The 20672-nt window shown below is 41.7% G+C and carries 20 protein-coding genes; 14 read left to right on the top strand and 6 right to left on the bottom strand.

The window, feature by feature from the left end; all coding sequences use genetic code 11:
- Positions 1-173 precede the first annotated feature (173 nt).
- The 3 genes from Q4557_RS08545 to Q4557_RS08555 form a co-directional block, all read right to left on the bottom strand.
- Positions 174-659: a VOC family protein gene (locus Q4557_RS08545; RefSeq protein WP_303412090.1), complete on the bottom strand. Its 486-nt coding sequence runs from the start codon at positions 657-659 to the stop codon at positions 174-176.
- Between the two features lie 275 nt (positions 660-934).
- Positions 935-1546, bottom strand: a complete 612-nt coding sequence (locus Q4557_RS08550; RefSeq protein WP_102477138.1) for a TetR/AcrR family transcriptional regulator — start codon at positions 1544-1546, stop codon at positions 935-937.
- Positions 1547-1699: 153 nt separating this feature from the next.
- The gene (locus Q4557_RS08555; RefSeq protein ID WP_102520123.1) at positions 1700-3124 is read right to left on the bottom strand and encodes a coniferyl aldehyde dehydrogenase; all 1425 of its coding nucleotides are present in this window, start codon (positions 3122-3124) and stop codon (positions 1700-1702) included.
- Positions 3125-3322: 198 nt separating this feature from the next.
- Here Q4557_RS08555 and Q4557_RS08560 point away from each other — a divergent pair, with 198 nt between their 5' ends.
- Together Q4557_RS08560 and Q4557_RS08565 are read left to right on the top strand one after the other, a co-directional pair.
- Positions 3323-3466: a hypothetical protein gene (locus Q4557_RS08560; RefSeq protein WP_303412094.1), complete on the top strand. Its 144-nt coding sequence runs from the start codon at positions 3323-3325 to the stop codon at positions 3464-3466.
- Positions 3467-3505: 39 nt separating this feature from the next.
- The gene (locus Q4557_RS08565) at positions 3506-3937 is read left to right on the top strand and encodes a universal stress protein (RefSeq protein WP_102437970.1); all 432 of its coding nucleotides are present in this window, start codon (positions 3506-3508) and stop codon (positions 3935-3937) included.
- Positions 3938-4047: 110 nt separating this feature from the next.
- Here Q4557_RS08565 and Q4557_RS08570 read toward each other — a convergent pair whose 3' ends face one another.
- Both Q4557_RS08570 and Q4557_RS08575 read right to left on the bottom strand, forming a co-directional pair.
- Entirely contained in the window at positions 4048-5724 is a 1677-nt protein-coding gene (locus Q4557_RS08570; RefSeq protein WP_303412098.1) for a PH domain-containing protein, read from the bottom strand.
- A complete protein-coding gene (locus tag Q4557_RS08575; RefSeq protein WP_102477141.1) occupies positions 5717-6469 on the bottom strand; it encodes a PH domain-containing protein in 753 nt (250 codons plus the stop codon). The genes Q4557_RS08570 and Q4557_RS08575 overlap by 8 nt, the downstream gene beginning before the upstream one ends.
- Before the next feature lie 160 nt (positions 6470-6629).
- Between Q4557_RS08575 and Q4557_RS08580 the strand changes: the two genes are divergently transcribed.
- Positions 6630-6986 carry a winged helix-turn-helix domain-containing protein gene (locus tag Q4557_RS08580; RefSeq protein WP_102437967.1) on the top strand — a complete coding sequence of 119 codons (357 nt, stop codon included), beginning with the start codon at positions 6630-6632 and terminating at the stop codon, positions 6984-6986.
- Here Q4557_RS08580 and Q4557_RS08585 read toward each other — a convergent pair.
- Positions 6963-8654: a diguanylate cyclase gene (locus tag Q4557_RS08585; protein ID WP_303412101.1), complete on the bottom strand. Its 1692-nt coding sequence runs from the start codon at positions 8652-8654 to the stop codon at positions 6963-6965. The genes Q4557_RS08580 and Q4557_RS08585 overlap by 24 nt on opposite strands.
- Positions 8655-8990: 336 nt before the next feature.
- On the opposite strand from Q4557_RS08585, the gene Q4557_RS08590 reads away from it, so the two are divergent.
- The 11 genes from Q4557_RS08590 (at position 8991) to Q4557_RS08640 (ending at position 20652) form a co-directional block, all read left to right on the top strand.
- Positions 8991-9659, top strand: coding sequence for an alpha-ketoglutarate-dependent dioxygenase AlkB (locus tag Q4557_RS08590; RefSeq protein WP_303412103.1), 669 nt, complete (start codon positions 8991-8993; stop codon positions 9657-9659).
- Positions 9660-9807: 148 nt separating this feature from the next.
- Positions 9808-10107: a BolA family transcriptional regulator gene (locus Q4557_RS08595; protein ID WP_102437964.1), complete on the top strand. Its 300-nt coding sequence runs from the start codon at positions 9808-9810 to the stop codon at positions 10105-10107.
- A gap of 265 nt (positions 10108-10372) precedes the next feature.
- Positions 10373-10882, top strand: coding sequence for an S-ribosylhomocysteine lyase (gene luxS / locus Q4557_RS08600; protein WP_102437963.1), 510 nt, complete (start codon positions 10373-10375; stop codon positions 10880-10882).
- A gap of 196 nt (positions 10883-11078) precedes the next feature.
- On the top strand, positions 11079-13154 hold the full coding sequence (locus tag Q4557_RS08605; RefSeq protein ID WP_303412107.1) for a TonB-dependent receptor: 2076 nt from the start codon (positions 11079-11081) through the stop codon (positions 13152-13154).
- Between the two features lie 427 nt (positions 13155-13581).
- On the top strand, positions 13582-14916 hold the full coding sequence (locus tag Q4557_RS08610; protein WP_102437983.1) for a Na(+)-translocating NADH-quinone reductase subunit A: 1335 nt from the start codon (positions 13582-13584) through the stop codon (positions 14914-14916).
- Positions 14916-16115 (top strand): NADH:ubiquinone reductase (Na(+)-transporting) subunit B, encoded by a 1200-nt coding sequence (locus tag Q4557_RS08615; protein WP_102437961.1) that lies wholly within the window; start codon positions 14916-14918, stop codon positions 16113-16115. Before Q4557_RS08610 ends, Q4557_RS08615 begins: the two co-directional genes overlap by 1 nt.
- Positions 16105-16899, top strand: coding sequence for a Na(+)-translocating NADH-quinone reductase subunit C (locus Q4557_RS08620; protein WP_102437960.1), 795 nt, complete (start codon positions 16105-16107; stop codon positions 16897-16899). The genes Q4557_RS08615 and Q4557_RS08620 overlap by 11 nt, the downstream gene beginning before the upstream one ends.
- On the top strand, positions 16899-17531 hold the full coding sequence (locus Q4557_RS08625; protein ID WP_076542777.1) for an NADH:ubiquinone reductase (Na(+)-transporting) subunit D: 633 nt from the start codon (positions 16899-16901) through the stop codon (positions 17529-17531). Before Q4557_RS08620 ends, Q4557_RS08625 begins: the two co-directional genes overlap by 1 nt.
- A 5-nt stretch (positions 17532-17536) precedes the next feature.
- The gene (gene nqrE / locus Q4557_RS08630) at positions 17537-18145 is read left to right on the top strand and encodes an NADH:ubiquinone reductase (Na(+)-transporting) subunit E (protein ID WP_076542779.1); all 609 of its coding nucleotides are present in this window, start codon (positions 17537-17539) and stop codon (positions 18143-18145) included.
- A 44-nt stretch (positions 18146-18189) separates the two neighbouring features.
- Positions 18190-19437: an NADH:ubiquinone reductase (Na(+)-transporting) subunit F gene (gene nqrF / locus Q4557_RS08635; protein ID WP_102437959.1), complete on the top strand. Its 1248-nt coding sequence runs from the start codon at positions 18190-18192 to the stop codon at positions 19435-19437.
- A 216-nt stretch (positions 19438-19653) separates the two neighbouring features.
- Positions 19654-20652 carry an FAD:protein FMN transferase gene (locus Q4557_RS08640; RefSeq protein WP_241903506.1) on the top strand — a complete coding sequence of 333 codons (999 nt, stop codon included), beginning with the start codon at positions 19654-19656 and terminating at the stop codon, positions 20650-20652.
- Positions 20653-20672 lie beyond the last annotated feature (20 nt).

Consider the following 20672-nt stretch of genomic DNA (forward strand, 5'->3'; position numbering starts at 1 on the left):
CATATCAGGACGCTATACTTTACCTAATGGAAGACGTTGCTTTCAGAGTTTTAGCTCTAAATGATTTCTGTCCAAAAGTGATTTAGGCGCTTAAATAATACTTGCCTACAAACTTCTCTAATACAAAAAAAGCAGCTAACCACGGTTAGCTGCTTTTTAAAATTCTTTAATTCTTATGTGTATTCAGAAGAATAAGTTTCTGAATAAGTATGAGAATACAGTTCAAATAGGTTTCCAAATGGGTCTTCTAGATAGACCATTTTGTAAGGCTTATTATCATCTTCTGGATGATAGCGCATGATGTCCATTCTGACTTTACCGCCGAATTTTTCAACTCGCTCGATAACGCCTTCAAAGTCATCTGTTTCTAACGAGTAATGGAAGATACCGATTTTAGTGAAGTCGACATTATGTCTTTCTTCGCGGTCTTTCATTTCAAATAACTCAAAACCGATGCCATCTGAAGTGACGAGGTGGGCGATGTTAAAACCTTTAAAACCCTCACCAAATACCGCAATACACATTCTACCAATGGCAGTTTGTTTTTCTTCGATGACTGCTGAATTGCCCATGACAATTTCAAGACCTAATGCTTGGGTATAAAACTCGACGGCTTTATCCATGTCACCAACCATAATACCTACATGACTCATTTTCATAATAATCTCGCCTAATACGTTAATTGCTAAGTTGTTGCTTGTTCGTTTTGATGGAAGAAGTATAGGGCGAAGTAATTATTTAATAAAATTATCAAATTTTATAAAGATAATAATATTTTGTTATTAAATGTATAGTTGGATCTAGTGCATGCTTGGGTCAATTGTATGGTTGGAGCCGAAAGAGATTTGCTGAAGCGGTTCGTGGTTAAGGCTTAGCACCTTTCGCCAGTCATCAGCTAACTGGCTTTAAAGGAGGTTTTGAATATAAAAGTAGATTACTGAGCTTTCATTGAGCGCCAAAATAATTCAAAGCTTGCTTGGCGCTGACTTGGGTCATTGCCCCATTGCGGGTTGTCAGTAAAGTAGCGAATAGCGGCAAGGTATTGGCCGTGACAGTTTTCAAGCATTAGCGCAACTGGAAAATCAGCAATAATCTTTTGTTGCTGGCCTTTACTAATAAGCTGCACTACAAAATGCAAAATACCGTTCATGGCTTGACCGCGAATTGCCGCATCAATGTCGCTGGACATAGAAAATTGCAAAAAGAAGCGCTGCTTAATAGGGTGCTTTAAGGCCCAATCAATCGCTTGTTGCCAAAGGTATTCGGCATCGGTTTTTAAATCTTCGCCAGCATTGTCAAAGGTGGACAATGCTTGAGTAATGTCATCAGCAAATTCTTGTTTAATTGAAACAAATAAATGATTGAGTAAATCATCTTTACTGGGAAAGTGATGAAATAATGTCCCAGTGGCGACAGCGGCTTTTTTAGCGATGGATGCGGTGGATGTGCCATGAAACCCTTGCTCAACAAATAGCTGTAAAGCGCTATCGAGTATCGCTTGTTTCTTGTCTACTTTAGGTTTTTTGTTGGCTACAGTTTGGGTCATATGCTGTTCGTATTTTCAATGAGCTATTTATTAATGGGCTCTTTATTAAAGGAGTGTTGATGAATGAGCGATTTATTAATCGGGATTTTGAGCGTGCGAGTTTATCACCAAGGCGATAATCGCACACTCAATTATTGGCATTTATCTAGCGCATTAGCGTAAGAAAAACTTCATCAACAAGGCTTGGATTTTAGTGCCATAAGGCGGGTGCACCAGTAAACCTGAATTGAACTTGCCGCTTTTTAACACCGTTTTCGCATGGCTAAAAGTCAAAAAGCCTTCTTTACCGTGATAATGGCCCATACCTGATGGGCCAATGCCGCCAAACGGCGCGTCATCGGCTGCCACATGGAAGATAGTTTCGTTAATACATACGCCGCCAGAGTGAGTTTGTTGGATAATATTTTGCTGGGTTTGACTGTTAAAACTCATGATATAAAGCGCTAATGGGCGTTCATTGTTATTGATATATTCAATGGCTTCATCAAGGTCTTTATACCCGATTATCGGCAGTAATGGCCCGAAGATTTCTTGTTGCATAATGGCCATATCTGCACTGACATTGGTCACTAGCTGTGTTGGTAATTTACGTATTTCGCTATCAATGTTGAACTCAGTTGCGGGGTGAATGGTCGCGCCTTTTTGTTTGGCGTCATCAAGTACCGCGAGTAAGCGACTGTATTGGCGCTGGTTAATCACATTGCCATAGTCTTCATTACTGGCAAAATCTGGGTACATGTTATTAAAACGAGTTTTGTAGGCACTGATTAGCGCATCGATTTTGTCTTCTGGACATAAAATATAATCGGGTGCGACGCAGATTTGGCCTGCATTTAAACACTTACCGTAAATAAGGCGCTCAACAGCAGTATCGATATCAATATCAGGCGCTACAATGACTGGTGACTTACCGCCTAGCTCAAGAGTCACTGGGGTGAGGTTATCAGCAGCTGCGCGCATGACATGGCGACCCACTGTTGTAGAACCTGTAAATAATAGGTGGTCAAAGGGTAGGGCTGAGAATTGCGCGGCAACATCGGCTTCGCCTTCCACTACGACCACTTCATCTTGGCTAAATATCTCTGCTAATAAGCGAATCAATACTTGGTTGGTGGCTGGGGTGAATTCTGACATTTTAAGCATGGCGCGATTACCTGCCGCAATGGCGGTAATTAACGGGCCAACAGCCAGCATGACTGGGAAATTCCACGGCACGATTATGCCAACAACGCCAAGGGGTTGGTAATGCACTGTGACCGAAGAAGGGGACAGTAATAACCCGGCATGGCGTTTATTGGGTTTCATCCATGATTTTAGATGTTTCAGACTGTAGTTGATGTTATTCACACAAGGCATGATGTCTGAAATCATGGTGTCATTGGCTGAGCGATGGCCATAATCTGTGGCTAATGCACTAACAAATTGCTCACTATAACTGAGCAACCCGGCTTTGAGTTTATTGAGTTTATCAACTCTGGATTGGTAACTAGGCGCAGGCATTGACTGATAGGCTTGGCGTTGCTGCTGAAGTAATTGTTGTAATGGACTTTGCTGAACATTGTTAGCGGCCATATTCATAAAGCGCTCCTAGAGTGATATTGATACTGACATCATTTCAATAAATTATAAAAACCGACTGATTAGTCGGTTTAGTATGTGCTGAGTTAGGTCTAATTGCAAGCCTTTGGATTCTTGAGCTGGGTCAAGGTGGTTTTTTACTATTTGCACTACACTTTAATTAGGAGGATATTTAAGTAGTTTGTATCTGAAACTATCATGTTAACGATGGTTATTTTTTATAACTATGGTCATGATTACAGTGATGATGCTTATGGAAAAGTGACTGAAATTGTTCATACTTTTAGTTTACTTTATACCGCTAGCTATATTTACTTAAATAAGTGGGATAAGTTTGTTTAATGCTAAAGCTCACTTATTTTATCTACAGGAGGAACTCACATGCGTTCACGTTCAATATTATGGCCAACAGATTTTTCTGAAACGGCATCCCATGCGCTGCGATATGCCATTGAAATGGCCAATTTATATGAAGTGGGTATTCGTATTTTACATGTGGTTTCTCAGCCCCTTGGTGACGAGAACTACATGATTTTGGCTATTACTCCTGAGGAACTCGCTAAAAGCATGGAAGAGGCTGCAGCCACCAAAATGCAAAATTTACTTGCTGATTTAAATACTGACTTGAAGGTCGAAACCGTAATTAGGCGTGGTGATGCCATTGAAGAAATTGTCGATGAGGCCAACAAAGGCGACATTGGTATGGTGGTGATTGCCAGCCATGGACGCAGTGGTCTAGCGCATTTTCTGCACAGTAATGTTGCTGAAGAGGTGGCTAATCAGGCCAGTTGTCCTGTGCTTGTGGTTAAGTAGCGCTAGTTAACAAGTGCTAGTTAACAAGTGCTAACTAGCGCTAACTCGCATTGGTTGATTATTTAGAGCCAGTTATTCACCATTAGCCAATATGCCATTAAGATAAGCGTTTATATCCAATTACGGTAATCTTGCTTAATGGTTTGCATGGCTTTTTCGGCAATGAATAAGGCGTCTTTTTCAGCGATATAGGGCAGAGTTAAGCTGCCGCTAGCTAGGCCAATTTCGATATAGGCATGACCGCTGCGTTGTTGCCCTTTTGTTTGGGTGATAGATACGTGCTGTATTTTTTCATAAGGGATCCGTTTCCAATGATGGCCAAATAAGCCGCTATGTTGCCATAACACTTCATCTTCAATCACATAGCCCCACTGCTTGTACCGCAAAAATGTTAGTCCCATAACCGCAGTAGCAATCAATAAAGCCACTTCAGAGATCGGATTTAAGCCGGTAAAGATTAAAATTAATAGCGCTGGAATGTACATTAACAAGCCGCGTCTTAAAAACCATGCCAAAGCAATAGCTTGGTATCGCGCTGGGATATTAGTTGTCCCGCCTGCTAATTGCGGTATTTGCGCCAATATTGCGGCAATCTCAGCAGTTTTAACGCTGGGCAGTAACATATGCTCAGTAGTTTTTTGCTCAACCTCTTGGCCTTTAACCTGCTTAAAATACAGTGTCCATAAGCCTAATAATTTAGCTAAAAATGGCTGACTAAAGTGCACTAGCTGCACTCGGCGAATAGCTAATGCGTCTTGCTGGTGGGAGATCACCCCGCCGCTGCGCTGCAGGGTTTGTTGCTGTTTATCTAATGTATATGGATGATATTTAAGTACTGCCGCCACAATAGAAATTATCGAAAACAGGCAATACACCAACAACAATGTCAGCATAATGGCAATGGCTTGTAGAGCAATACTTGGGCCGCTATAGCTGACAACAGCGCTCCAAAATTGTTGAATAATAGGAAGCTCGACTATCTGCTCCCATTTAATTTGTCCCATTATGGGGCCTGCTATCACCGCAAACCAAATCAAATTATTCTGGTAAAAACCGAATTGGATCAGCTGCTTTAAATTACGCACTACAATCGTGTTGTGGGTTTTATCGCTAGGTGTGTTAACACTATTGGCAGTGTTTTTAGTGCTGATTTCATCGACAGCGTCATTAGTTGCAAGCTGCTGGGGAGCGAGTTGCAGTAATTGCTGTTTAAGCTTGCTGGCTTGGGCTGCATCTAGCGCCGATAAATGCGCTTCGTCATCTTTTGAGCCTGCAGTTTCAACGATTAAGGTGCCGAGCTTAAATGGCTTGAAATAAAATGGCTGGCTGTAACGAATATTTTGAATTTTGTTGAGTGGGATTTCATCTTTACGGGTAAAAAACAGCCCACGTTTAATATTGAGTTGTTGCCCTGAAAGCTTAAAGCGGTAGGTTCGCCATTGAATGAATGAGAATATAGTCAGTAAAAGTATTGCTACAACAAAGCCGAGTAGACCCATTTGTAAATCAAAACCACTCTGCCAACCGGCATACACCACAGGAATGATGGCGTAACCATTAGATAAAATGGCTTTTGCGCTGCCAAAAATAAAGCTTAGCATTGACCAAGGAGACAGCGATTGCCATTGGGTTAAGGCATTGACATTTTTGTCAGCTGTAGTGGATTTTGAGCTTGACGTTGAAGTCGCTTTTTTTGCTTGTGATGAAGGATTCTCAGAGGTTTGCAGTGAAGAATGCGCTACTGAAATCTTGTTATCTTTTTGAGGCTCATTTGGCTGGTTACTCATCAGCGGCCTCTTTTGTTAGCGGCTTTTCAGTGTTTATTGCAGGGCTTATATTTGAGCTTGTATCTGAACTTATATCAGAGGCTATATTAGAGCTTATGTCGGAGCCTAAATTAGAGCTTATATTAGAGCTTGTATCTGAGCTTATGCCAGAGCCTATATTAGAGCTTATGTCAGAGCTTATATCTGAGGAGAGCGGTTGTTGATGATAAGAGGCTTTATTCAGTAAGTGCTGCCTTAACTTTTCTGCCAAGGTAAAGCTCAGTCCCGGGAGGAAAATCTCTGCCGCGCCACTGCCAGCACTGAAGCACTTTATGGTGGCTAAGTTGAAGCGCCTTTGCAATGGGTTTTGCGACAAACTCACGTGCTGCAAGCGGCTATAAGGTAAAGCTGTGGTCTTTATCCACCATAAGCCTTGGCGTATTAATATTTCATGTTCAAGTACGCCGTAGCGCAACTTTTTAGCCGCCAAAAAGCGGATCAATGTCAGCACGACTCCGGCAATCAATACTCCACTAATGATGAGGTATTCATTACGCCCTAAGGCTTGGTTTAATGTCATGACGACAACTAACGCGGCTAATATTAACAGTAACAGCCCAATGCTTTGGCTGAATATTTGCTTCGGGTAGTTTTTATCTACCTTGGTTAATGTCACTTCTGTATAGCTCTGCCACTTTGCCTCAGCTATGAGCAGTTTTTCTGAGGTGCTAGCTACTGTCACATCTGATTCTGGTGTGGCCGACATATATAAATCCTTTTGCTAAGTTAGTCGCAACTGTTTGCTAAAAGCTTGTTTACTAAAAGCTTGATTGGTAGAGATTGATGAATAATAAGTGTCGATTAGTCTTTCTTAACCACTCATAATCCATTACTTTAAGCTTATATAGTATATGGGATTGAGTAATATGGAAAAAGTAACTGCTGCAGCGGCTAATAATGGATTTTTAGTGCGACCTGTCTCTAAAGCGCAAAAAGCATTTTTACGTAAAATCTATCTGGCGGGACTCATTGAGCAGCAACAGCATAATTTGTTGTCATTACAAAAGCAGACCCAAATGCCAAGACGCACCTTGCAAGACAACATAGCAGCTTTCACTGACATAGGCATTGATGTGCAATTTGTACAGCAGGGGCAAAGACACAATGCGGGTTTTTATCAGCTGCTGGATTGGGGGCCGATTAATGGAGCTTGGGTAAACAGTCATTTTGATAAAATTACATTAGCACTTGAGCTATCTTTAACTGGCGACGCTATGGGTTAATGCCTGTTCACTATTACATATTCTGTTTCTGCCGGCTCGTTTAGCTTGATATAGGTGTTTATCGGCTTGTTCAATTAAGGCTGGTAATTGATAGATTTCAGCATTACTGGTCACTATGCCAATACTGGCTGTAACCTGCACTTTAACGTGTTGGTGCTGCAAATTGAGTTTGGCAATATTTTCACAAATCCGCATTGCTAAACTATCGGCCTCTTGTGCAGCCGTTTGCGGTAAAAAAACAATAAACTCTTCGCCACCCCAGCGCGCTACCACGTCATTTTTTCGTAGGGTATCTCTAATGATAGATGCGACTTTAACCAAGACTAAATCACCAAAAATATGCCCATATTTATCATTAATATCTTTAAACTTATCGATATCAATCATTACGATAGAAGGGGTATTACTCGGCGATTCCATAGTGCCATTGGCTTGATTAAATTGCGGCTCCACTAATTGGTAAAAAGCGCGGCGATTATTAAGCAGGGTTAACGGATCCATTTGAGCCATCTTTTCTGCGATCAGTTTTTCATTTTCGATTCGTCTAAATCGCTCAGTTAATGCTAATGCCAGTAAAAGTACATCAATACCTACCCCTATTTCAGCAGCGCGATAAGTTAAGTCATTAAATGGAATATATGACCACACCGCAAGCGCGGTTATGGCAATACCTATCATTGATGATATTGAAGCCAGTAAAAATAACCGTGCGGAAATATTGCCGAAATTTAATGACAGCACCCCTAATACAATCATCAAGCCACTGAATAACAGCATCAAATCAAAAGCAAAAATCAACCCTAATACTCGGTCTTGCAGTATCACTGCCAACAGCATCAATATTGGAAAAAGTACGCATAAGCTTTTTAAGATCTTATGTAATAGCGGCAGTTGATATCGCAGACGTAAAAAGTGGCACGCGAATACAATGCCACTGGAGCAGAAGGTGACCATAAGGATTGGCACAGCCCATTGTTGCCAATAAGGCGAATTTGGCCAAAGCCATAACGAACCATGACCGCTATATGCCATATTTAATATTAGAAAGTTAAGCAGGTATAGGCAGTAGTAAAAGTAGCTTCTCAGACGTAAGCCTAAAAATAAAATAAAGTTATAAATCAGCAGCGCAATAATCGCGCCGTATAAAAAACCGTAACTATAGGAGTTAAATATACTGTTTTGAGCGCTTTGGCTTTCATCAAATAAATATACCGGAATGACCATGGCATCTAAGGTTTGAAGCCTAATTAATACCGTGGTTATACCTGGTGGATAGCTATATTGAAAATTATAGCTGGGTTGAAAAGTCGGTTGTTTATAAAATAGCGATAGATCACCTTGGTGCTCAAAATGAGCAATTCTATCTGAGCTTAGCCAATAAGCACTGACTTCATCGAGCCAGTAATTATCAAAGTGGATGATGCGGTTTATCTGAGTTTGAGTTGGATTATTAATGGATAGACTAATCCATACAGGGTTAGAGCCGATGCCGTAGTTGCTAATTTCCTCGCTGCCTGACTGGAAGTGGCCATTACGGAATAATTGATAAGCTTGCGATGCGTTAATACGATCTGTTTCGGTGTAATACCCTATAGATTGGCCTATTGGCGCGGTGTAAGTCTCAGTTAAGTTGAGCTTTTCAGCATGGGCATTGCTGATGTTGAACATGGCAATGCTTAAGCTGAACATAATGCTTAGATTGACAAGCAGATCCAATATCCATTTCATAAGTGCAATAAACTACCTTTATCTTTTATAGACTAACAGTGCTAAAACCGCCGATAAGATAGTGGCGGCGCTGCTGCAATGACGGTGTTGGGATAAACATTAAGGCGGTTCACCTAGCTTAATAAAACAGCTTACGTTGTAATTTTAGGCTCTCATAAAGTTTAGTGAGTTAATATTAAAAAAATGTAAAATAATTTATTGGTATACTAAAGGATTAGTCACAAAGTGTCGGTTGTCAACGTTAGCCTCTCTTTAAGAGGTAAAAGGAGGGCGGGGGTGAAACAAATCGAGTTTAAATTATCTGATCAGCACAGCAGTGACAATCAAAATAGCCCCTGCGCTAAATCCAAGAGCCATGGCGCGCCAATAACTGCGCCAATAACGTATATAAAGGGCTTTTTATCACGCGAGGAGCAGCAACAGTTGCTAGCCGATGCCGATAGCTACCCCTTTGAAAAACCGATAATTACGCTTTTTGGTAAACAGCATCCTATCCCTCGCGCTCAAGTATGGTTTGCTGATCCTGGTTGTGAATATCAATATTCTTCTTTATTAATTTCACCGCAGCCTTGGCCACACTTATTAGCAGATTTAAGGCAGCGGCTGCGGGATGAACTGCAGTTTAATTGCAACGGGGTATTGGTTAATCGTTATCAAAACGGTTTAGATTCTATGGGCTGGCATAGTGATGATGAGCCTGAAATAGTAGCCAATAGCGCAATTGTGTCAGTCAGTATTGGCGCCAGTCGAACTTTTGCCTTACGGCATAAAAGCCTCAATATAAAACAAAACGTTGAGCTTGAAAGCGGTGATTTACTCATTATGCATCAAGGGATGCAATCACAGTGGCAGCATGCAGTACCAAAGCGTTTAAAGGTTAAGAACTGTCGGTTAAATCTAACCTTTAGGCAGTTAATTGTCGGCTATCATCAATTGAAGGGATAATTCATCAGCGTAATCTTTAACTTACTAGGTTAGCTTGCATTGTTAACTAAAATTGCCACTTAAATCAGATTGCCGACTGGCTAGTTTGATTTATGGGGAGTTAAGCAGTAGTCTTCAAACTTTAAAATGTAGTTATAAAGAGTTTGTTATGTCAGTTGAACAAATCATTAGCGATAAACTGAACCAGTCTTTTAGTCCGATACATTTAGATGTGCTTAATGAAAGCAATCGCCACCATGTGCCGCCTAACTCAGAAACACACTTCAAAGTGGTGGTGGTGAGTGAGCAGTTTGAAGCGCAGCGATTAATTGCCCGCCACCGAGCAATAAATGCTGTGTTAGCGGATGAGTTAGCCAACGGCGTGCATGCACTTTCCATTAATGCATATACTCAGGCTGAGTGGCAAGCATTAGATGCAGTGCCTAAAACGCCAAATTGTAAAGGTTAATCCATAAGGCCATTTATGGTCATTGTAGATTAAGGCAAACTAGCCAAATTAGCTTAAAAATCAAAACCTCGTCTTTAGATGAGGTTTTTTGCTTTTTAGTCTTTAGTGTTTTAATAAAAGTAATAAGTATCGGTCATCAGTTTGTCACACAGACAGGTTATTACATGAAGATAACTCCGGTTTATCCCATGTTTACATAGCTGTCTGGTTTCAATTTTGATGCTATGATGCCAAACATCTTTTACTTAGCCTTAAGGAATGAGTCATGCCTTTACTTGATAGTTTCACTGTTGATCATACACGAATGGAAGCTCCTGCTGTGCGTGTCGCAAAGCATATGAGTACACCTAAAGGTGACACCATTACGGTATTTGACTTGCGTTTTTGTACGCCAAATAAAGATATTTTAAGTGAACGTGGTATTCATACCCTTGAGCACTTATTTGCCGGTTTTATGCGTGATCATTTGAATGGTGACTCGGTAGAAATTATTGATATATCGCCAATGGGTTGTCGCACCGGTTTTTACATGAGCTTAATTGGTCAGCCGACAGAGCGGGTTGTTGCCGATGCGTGGCTTGCAGCAATGGGTGATGTACTTAAAGTGGTTGAACAAAGTGAGATCCCTGAGTTAAATGAGTATCAGTGTGGCACTTATGACATGCACTCACTTGATCAAGCCCAAGATATTGCTCGTGCAATCATTGCCGCTGGTGTAAGTGTCAATCGTAATGATGACCTTAAATTGAGTGACGACATTTTAGGTACGCTATAGGCTAGCTGTTAATCCTAGGTTTTAGTTTGACACCAAAGCGGCTTCGGCCGCTTTGTTTTTTTTGTGGTTAATTTTATTAAAATACTGTTTTTATTTGCATGAAAACGTTATTGTTAAAAGTTAGTAATAGGATGTTATTTATAATAATAAAGGCGTAGCGGATTGCGATGCCGATGATGTATTTTGGGAGTTAACCATGTCTAAAGGCCAATTCAGCTTGTCTGTAATTGCTTCTGCTGTGCTGTTTGTGTGTCATTCTTCAAGTTTTGCTGCAAGCTCTGTGACGGCATCCTTGGATGAATCAAATAATACTGTTGTACTCGACCAGCCTCAGACAGCTCCATTTCATTATCGCAGCAGTACAATACCCCTAGCATTGTCAGGAATGACAATCATGCCTGCTGCCATGGGGCAAACCACTGACATCAGTCATCGCGGCGCGGTCAATGGCATTGCGATTTCTCAAGATAGAGTATCCTTTTCACCGTCTCCTTATTCAGCGCCTCATTTAGTGTTACAACCGAATTTAGCCTTACAAACCCAAGTGACTACAGCCAGCATGACTGGAGTGACAAAAGGCGGTAAAGGGGCTTTTGGTAGTGTGGATTACACCACGGCGCAGATCAGCCCAACAAAATTAGATGCTCAGGCTAACATCGAAATTAATGATAATGGTGGTGGCCGCGTGGGCGCCATTGCCAGTGGCTTAAATAAAGAATACGGCATGCTGTTTGCGGTGGATTACCAAAATACCGCCGAAGAAACAGGTTTTGTGACCAACCTTGATAGCGACCACAGCCAAACCGATATCATGTTCAAAATTAATGCTGATAGTCTTGCTGGCGCTAGAAACCCACAAACGACAGAGTTTATGTACCAATACACTAACTCAGAAAATGATCACTCCAATATCGGTTTAACCAGCCAAGATTGGCAGGCTAAACCGGGTAGGGCGTATTCGGCTACCGAAAATGATAACCGTGAAGGCCAGCGCCATAAGTATCAAGTGAGCCATATTGTTAATCTTAGTGATGGCTCGGTGGTGATGTCCGATTTTTATTACCAATCCTATGATGAGCAAATCTCGCAATTAAACTCGTTATCTGGCGTGTTTATTGGTACAACAGAATTATCAGCGATTTCAGCTTTTGATAAAGCCCCGACTACAGGCGGTTTGGCTTTAGGCTCTATGCTTGAAGATAATCAATATTCGGGCTATGGCTTGCAAACGGAAGGTGTAAGTCAATATGGCGCTCATCAAGTGACCTATGGTGCGCTGTTTCATTCAGATAAAGCCAAAATGCGTTTTGGCCAGCAAGATTGGACCTGGAGCCAAGATAGAAGTCTTGCGAGCACCAATATTGATAATGCGCTGCTAGCTTATATCGACGATGTTAACGTACTCATTACCAGCGCTGACGCCAAACTCAACTATGGCGCTTTGTCGATAAACTTAGGCTTGAGCTTTGAAAGTGTCAGTACTACTCGCGAAATTGACGTTGAAGCCTATGGCATAGAGGCGGCTGATTTTTCTGATGATGGCTGGATCCCGGCAATCGAAATTGCCTATACCACAGGTGCTTGGAAAGCGGCTGTTTCAGCTAAGCAAGCTTGGACAGCTGCATCAGCGGGCAATGCATTGCAACAAGCGCAGGAGTCGCTGCAGTATCAATTAGCACTTGGCTATAGCAATGATGCACTAAATATTGGTTTAAATGCTTACGTACAAGACTTTGATAATCAACATGTGACTTGTATGTGGAGTATGGCGTGTGATTATTCACAGCGTTATGTACAAGACAATTTTAACGATACGTCCGTTAACGGCATCGACTTGTCGGTCGATTACACTGTCGGCTTTGATAGCTTTTCAATCCCTCTTTCTGCTCAATACCAATACAGCCAAGCTGAGTTTGGAGACTCTGGTTTTAACGACTTAATCGGTCTTTATGTAAAAGGCGAACAACTTCCTTGGGTACCTGAGCAACAATTAGCTTTAAATGCGGGCTTAATAATGGGTCAATTTAGTGTCATCGCCCAAGCTTTATATCAATCAGAAATGGGTTATGCCACTGCCATTAATGGCGGTGAACAAATTGATACACAATGGAAGCTAGACTTAGCAGCTAACTATCATATTTCTAATGTGCACGAAGTTTATTTGCGTATAGAAAACTTACTTGACGAGGATTTAGTCAGTCAACAGTCTAATTTAGGCATTACTTCTCAAGGCGAGATGCTGAGTTACCTTGGATATCAGGCCAGATTTTAACTGTCTCACCTCTTCTTCCTCTTGTAGGTGCTTGTTTTAATTCTGCTTTAGTATGGGCTATTTTAGCTCGTACTAAAGCGAATTTTGTTAACAAATCCGTAAATCACTTCTTATATTATTTCTTTTAAAATTAATGTTATAGTGCCTGTGTTACTGAAATGTTGCATTCAATGACGTTAAATCAGACTGTTCCACACCCTATTTGAGTGAATTGTTTAAAAATGAACAATCTAAAAATTCAATCACTGGTTTTTTTCGTGGCGATAGCGCACATTTTGGGGTAAAATGCGCGCGACCAGCGTGATTGCGATCGCATTTCCGTGATAAATCTGCGCTAGCTCAACACTGAAGTGTTTGTTAACACTTTGTTTTCTTTTGGGTAGGAACGCGGCGCATTGTCTTTCCTTCAAACGTAGTGCTTGTGGATATGATTACAATAAAGAAAGGATTGGAACTACCTCTAGCAGGTGGCCCTGAGCAAGTTATCCATAATGGCCCAGCCATTAAGAACGTAGCGACTTTGGGTGAAGAGTATATTGGCTTACGTCCAACGATGAAAATCAAGGTTGGCGAAAAAGTCTTGAAAGGTCAGGTGATTTTTGAAGATAAAAAGAACCTTGGCGTTAAATATACTGCTTTAGCTAGTGGTACTGTATTAGAAATTAACCGGGGTGCGAAACGTGTACTTCAGTCAGTGGTTATTGGCGTTGAAGGTGATGATAAAGTCAGCTTTACTCAATATAGTGCTGATGAACTTAACACGTTAGATGCTAACGTTGTCAGAGAAAACTTGATTGAATCAGGTCTTTGGACAGCTTTACGAACTCGCCCTTTCAGTAAAGTACCTGCTGTTGATTCAGTCGCTGCAGGTATTTTCGTCACCGCAATTGATACTCAACCACTTGCTGCAGATCCTGCTGTAGTGATTGCTGAGCATAAAGATGATTTTGCTAACGGCTTGACGCTACTAGCGAAATTAACAGAAGGCAAACTTTTCCTTGCTAAAGCGCCTGGTGCTGATATCCCTTCTGGCAATGCTCAAGTTGAAGAGTTTGCAGGTATACATCCTGCTGGCCTAGTGGGCACTCACATTCATCATCTTCTTCCTGCTTCTGCAACACGTACGGTTTGGCATATTGGCTACCAAGACGTGATTGCTGTTGGTCAATTATTCACTCAAGGTGAACTTAACACTCAACGTGTTATTGCGATTACTGGCCCTGAAGCTAAAAACCCACGTTTAGTTCGTACAGTATTAGGTGCTAGCACTGTTGAATTAACTGCTGGAGAAATTGAAACTGACAATGTTCGAGTTATCTCAGGTTCAGTATTAAGCGGGCGCCAAGCGGCGGGTCCTCATGGCTATTTAGGTCGCTATCATCAACAACTTAGCTTGTTGAAAGAAGGCAATGAAAAAGAATTATTTGGTTGGGCTATGCCTGGTGCTGATAAGTTCTCTATCACTCGCGCATTCTTAGGTCACTTAAACCGTACAGGTCTGTTCAATATGACCACAACTACGGGTGGTTCAGATCGTGCCATGGTGCCAATTGGTAACTATGAACGTGTTGTTCCATTAGATATCTTACCGACAATGTTACTTCGCGATCTTGTTTCTGGTGATTATGACGGTGCTGCTGCACTGGGCGCACTAGAGCTAGATGAAGAAGATTTGGCATTGTGTACCTTCGTATGTCCAGGCAAGTATGACTATGCATCATATCTGCGTGATTGTTTAGATACGATCGAGAGGGAAGGCTAATGAGCTTGAAAGATTTTATCGAGCGTATTGAACCGCAATTTGAAAAAGGCGGCAAGTACGAGAAGTGGTACGCCCTTTATGAAGCGGCTGCTACTGTGTTTTACACTCCAGGTAAAGTAAACAAAGGCACCACGCACGTGCGTGACAGCCTTGATCTAAAACGTATGATGATTACGGTTTGGGCCTGTACTTTCCCGGCAATGTTCTTTGGTATGTACAACGTTGGCTTGCAAGCTCAAGATGCGCTGATGGCTGGCTTTGCAACTCCTGATGTATGGCAAGTCAGCCTATTCAGCCTATTTGGTACTGAATTAACCGCAAGTTCAGGTGTGCCTGCACTGATGTGGTATGGCGCTTGTTGGTTCCTACCTATTTATGCGGTGACTTTTGCCGTTGGTGGTTTCTGGGAAGTCTTATTCGCGTCTGTACGTGGCCATGAAGTTAACGAAGGTTTCTTTGTAACTTCCATTCTATTTGCGCTGACCTTACCAGCAACTATTCCATTATGGATGGTTGCACTGGGTATTACCTTTGGTGTTGTGGTTGCAAAAGAAGTGTTTGGCGGCACAGGTCGTAACTTCTTAAACCCAGCGTTAGCGGGTCGTGCATTCTTATTCTTTGCGTATCCGTTAAGCATGTCAGGTGACACAACATGGGTTGTGGCTGACGGTTTCTCTGGTGCTACGGCATTGAGCCAAGCTGCACAGGGCACGTTTGAATATACTAGCGCTAACTGGTGGGATGCCTTCTTAGGTTTCATTCCAGGTTCCGTGGGTGAAGTCTCTACCTTTGCTATTTTGCTAGGTGGTGCAGTTATCGTTTATACCCGTATCGCCTCATGGCGTATTATTTCAGGTGTGATGTTGGGCATGATTGCAGTTTCTTACCTACTTAACTTTATCGGTAGCGACACTAATGCAATGTTTGCAACACCTTGGTATTGGCATCTTGTTTTAGGTGGATTTGCCTTCGGTATGATGTTTATGGCGACGGACCCAGTTTCTGCGTCTTTCACTAACAATGCTAAATGGGCTTACGGTATCTTAATTGGTGCAATGGCAGTGTTTATTCGCGTCATTAACCCAGCGTTCCCTGAAGGAATGATGTTAGCCATCCTGTTTGCTAACTTATTTGCACCGTTATTTGACCATTTCGTGGTTCAAGCAAATGTGAAGCGGAGGATTGCTCGTGGCCAGTAATAAAGAATCAATCGGCAAAACATTATTTGTTGTAATCGGCCTGTGTTTTATCTGCTCAATGTTGGTATCAACTGCAGCAGTATTACTTAAGCCAATTCAGCAAGAGAATAAATTGCTAGATAAGCAAAAGTACATTCTTGAAGCGGCAGGTTTAGTGGATACTAAAGCTGGCAAAGTTGAGAAAGACGTTATTATTGCAAAGTATGGTAAGTACGTTGAAGCTCGTCTTGTTGATTTAAAAACCGGTGAGTTTGTTGAAGGTGATGCTGATACTTTTGATGTTGAAAAAGCGGCACGTACGCCTGCAACGTCTTTTAAGCCTGAAAATGACATTGCCTCTGTTAAGCGCGTTGCAAATCAAGGTGTTGTTTATCTAGTTAAAGATGACAACAATGAACTACAAACCGTGATTATTCCTGTTAAAGGCTACGGTTTATGGTCAACCATGTTTGCATTCTTAGCGGTTGAAGCGGATATGAATACCATTCGCAGCTTAGTGTATTACGACTTCACTGGTTCTGGTGAAACACCGGGCCTAGGTGGTGAAGTTCAAAACCCTCAGTGGATTGCTAAGTGGGAAGGTAAAAAACTTTATGACGACAATGGCGACTTAGCTATTCAAGTCACTAAGATCCCGACAATTGCATCTTCAGTTCACGGTGTTGATGCCTTATCTGGTGCGACGTTGACCAGTAACGGTGTTCAGTACTCGCTAACGTTTTGGTTAGGTGAAGAAGGTTTTGCACGCTTTATCGAAAAAGCACGCAATGGAGGACTAGGCTAATGGCTGACGTTAAAGAACTTAAACAGGTTCTGACTGGACCTATCATTAATAACAACCCAATTGCTCTGCAAATTCTGGGTGTATGTAGTGCACTGGCTGTTACCGCTAAAATGGAAACCGCTATTGTAATGACATTAGCATTGACTGCGGTGACCGCGTGTTCGAACTTATTTATTTCGTTACTACGTAATCATATTCCAAGCAGCGTTCGTATTATTGTGCAAATGACAATTATTGCTTCATTAGTAATTGTTGTAGACCAAGTATTGCAAGCTTACGCCTATGACGTAGCGAAGCAATTATCAGTATTTGTTGGCTTGATTATCACCAACTGTATTGTAATGGGTCGCGCAGAAGCATACGCAATGAAAACGCCGCCTCTGATGAGCTTTATGGACGGTATTGGTAATGGCTTAGGCTATGGCGCCATCCTATTATCAGTTGGTTTCTTCCGTGAACTACTCGGTAATGGTTCATTGTTCGGCGTTGAAATCCTCAGCAAAATCTCTGACGGTGGTTGGTATCAGCCTAATGGCTTGTTACTTCTTCCTCCAAGTGCGTTCTTCTTGATCGGTATGCTGATCTGGATTATCCGTACTTATAAGCCAGAGCAAGTAGAAGCAAAAGGGTAGGCGCAATGGAACATTATATTAGTCTGTTAATTCGTTCGATTTTCATTGAGAACATGGCGTTAGCCTTCTTCCTCGGTATGTGTACTTTCTTGGCGGTATCAAAGAAAGTCACCACTGCTATGGGTCTAGGTGTTGCGGTAATTGTGGTACTGGCAATTTCAGTGCCTGTTAACCAAATCATCTATCAAGGTTTACTGGCTCCTGGCGCATTAGCTTGGGCCGGTGTACCTGATGCAGATTTGAGCTTCTTGAAGTTCATTACCTTTATTGGTGTTATTGCTGCATTAGTACAGATTCTGGAAATGGCATTAGATAAGTACTTTCCACCTTTGTACAACGCATTAGGTATTTTCTTACCATTGATCACGGTTAACTGTGCAATTTTTGGTGCGGTTTCATTCATGGTTGAGCGTGATTATAACCTTGGCGAGAGCTTGGTATTCGGTATCGGCTCAGGTGTTGGTTGGGCATTAGCAATTGTATTGCTTGCCGGTCTACGTGAGAAAATGAAGTATTCTGATGTGCCTAAAGGGCTACGTGGTTTAGGTATTACCTTCATCACTTCTGGCTTAATGGCGCTAGGTTTCATGTCGTTCTCAGGTGTGTCTCTTTAAGACACCCGTACGACGTATTAATTTGAACCTTAAAGGATAAGTTAATGGATATTCTTAAAGCTACTCCGATAGATGTTTATCTAGGTGTGAGTATGTTTACCGCGATTGTACTGGTTTTAGTATTAGTGATTTTATTTGCTAAATCTAAACTAGTAGCCAGTGGTGATATCACTATCTCAATTAATGATGATAGCGAAAAAGCAATTAAAACCGGTGCTGGTAGCAAGCTGCTCGGCGCACTAGCTAACAATGGTATTTTCGTTTCAAGTGCTTGTGGTGGCGGTGGCTCATGTGGTCAGTGTCGGGTAAACATTAAGTCTGGTGGTGGTGATATTCTGCCTACTGAACTTGATCACATAAGCAAAGGTGAAGCACGTCAAGGTTGTCGTTTAGCCTGTCAGGTTAACGTTAAAACTGACATGGAAATCGAACTTGATGAAGAGATTTTCGGCATCAAAAAATGGGAATGTGAAGTTATCTCTAACGATAACAAAGCGACGTTCATTAAAGAGCTTAAGCTGCAAATCCCTGATGGTGAGTCTGTGCCGTTCCGCGCGGGTGGCTATATTCAAATTGAAGCCCCAGCTCACCACGTTAAATATGCTGACTTTGATGTACCAGCGCAATACCGTGGCGACTGGGAACACTTTGGTTTCTTCAACTTAGAATCTAAGGTTGATGAAGAAACTATTCGTGCATACTCAATGGCTAACTACCCAGAAGAGTTTGGCATCATCATGTTGAACGTGCGTATCGCTACGCCGCCGCCAAGAAACTTAACTTTACCTTGCGGTAAGATGTCATCGTTTATTTGGAGCCTCAAAGAAGGTGACAAAGTAACGATTTCTGGTCCATTTGGTGAGTTCTTTGCTAAAGATACCGATGCTGAAATGGTGTTTGTCGGTGGTGGTGCAGGTATGGCGCCAATGCGTTCACATATCTTTGACCAACTTAAGCGTTTACAGTCTAAACGTAAGATGAGTTTTTGGTATGGTGCTCGTTCTAAGCGTGAAATGTTCTACGTAGAAGATTTCGATGGCTTAGCGGCTGAGAATGAAAACTTTAAGTGGCATGTTGCGTTATCTGATCCGCAAGCGGAAGATAACTGGGATGGCTACACAGGCTTTATTCATAACGTATTGTACGAAAACTACTTACGTGACCATGACGCACCAGAAGATTGTGAGTTCTACATGTGTGGACCTCCAATGATGAATGCTGCGGTAATTGGTATGCTTAAAGACTTAGGCGTTGAAGATGAAAACATCTTACTCGATGACTTTGGTGGTTAGTGACTAACTGCTAACCCTTTGCAAAAGACATTGAACGTCATAAATTGCAGCTAGCTGACACGGTGGTCACCATTGTTAAGCTAGCTGCAATTTTTATTTTAGGGACTTTGTAGTTTAGTCGTTGTTGCTTTAGCCACTGTTGCTTTAGCTAAGAATGATTTAAACATTAACCATATAAAAATTGAGAATTTGAACATTTACATGATAAAAATTTCGATGAAGACGCTGGCAGTATTTTTTGGTTTGTTGATTTTAGTCGGCTGTGGAACTGAAGATAAGATAGTGTCACTGTCAGGCAATACCATGGGGACCACTTATCATATAAAAGTGGTACGTAATGAGCGCCTGCCAACCACTCAACTACTACAAGCTGAAATTGATATCGCTCTTGAGTTAGTTAATGATCAAATGTCCACTTACAGACCGAAGTCAGAACTATCACGTTTTAACCAGCTAGGTGTTAATCAACGCCTGAAAGTTTCAGCGGATACAGCCAAGGTTTTAAATGAAGGCTTACGCCTTTACGACACGACTCAAGGCGCGCTGGATATTACCTTAGGGCCATTAGTTAACCTATGGGGCTTTGGTCCTGATAAGCGCCCAACAGCGATCCCAAGCGCTGAAACGATTGCCGAGATGAAAGCTAAATCGGATATTCATGGTTTTAGTGTCAAAGATTTAACTGTCACCAAGTTAAGCCCTGATCTCTACATTGATTTATCTTCCCTTGCTAAAGGCTATGGTGTCGATAAAATTGCTGCACTACTCAATAAATACCAAGTAGAGGGATACTTAGTGGAAATTGGTGGTGAGATTAGCGTTAAAGGTGTTAAAAATGACGGCAGCCCATGGCGTGTTGCAGTTGAGAAACCTTCGAGCCAAGGGGCGGCTATTCAACAGGTGATAGAGCCTGGTAATATGGCGCTAGCGACATCTGGCGATTACAGAATTTATTATGAAGAAAACGGCGAGCGTTTTTCGCATTTAATTGACCCTAGAAGCGGTTATCCAATAAAGCATAAGTTAGCGTCAGTAACCGTTTTGCACCCTAGTAGTATGACTGCAGACGCTTATGCAACTGCAATGATGGTATTAGGTACGGAAGAGTCTTTAGCGTTAGCTGAGCGTGAGAAACTGCCAGTTATGCTGATTGAAAAAGACGACGATAATTATGACGTATTTTATAGTGAGTCGTTTGCACCTTACATTCGTTAATGGCATTTAAAGATTTATTT

The sequence above is a fragment of the Shewanella sp. 5_MG-2023 genome (assembly GCF_030547465.1).
In the GTDB taxonomy this organism is placed as follows: Bacteria; Pseudomonadota; Gammaproteobacteria; order Enterobacterales; family Shewanellaceae; genus Shewanella.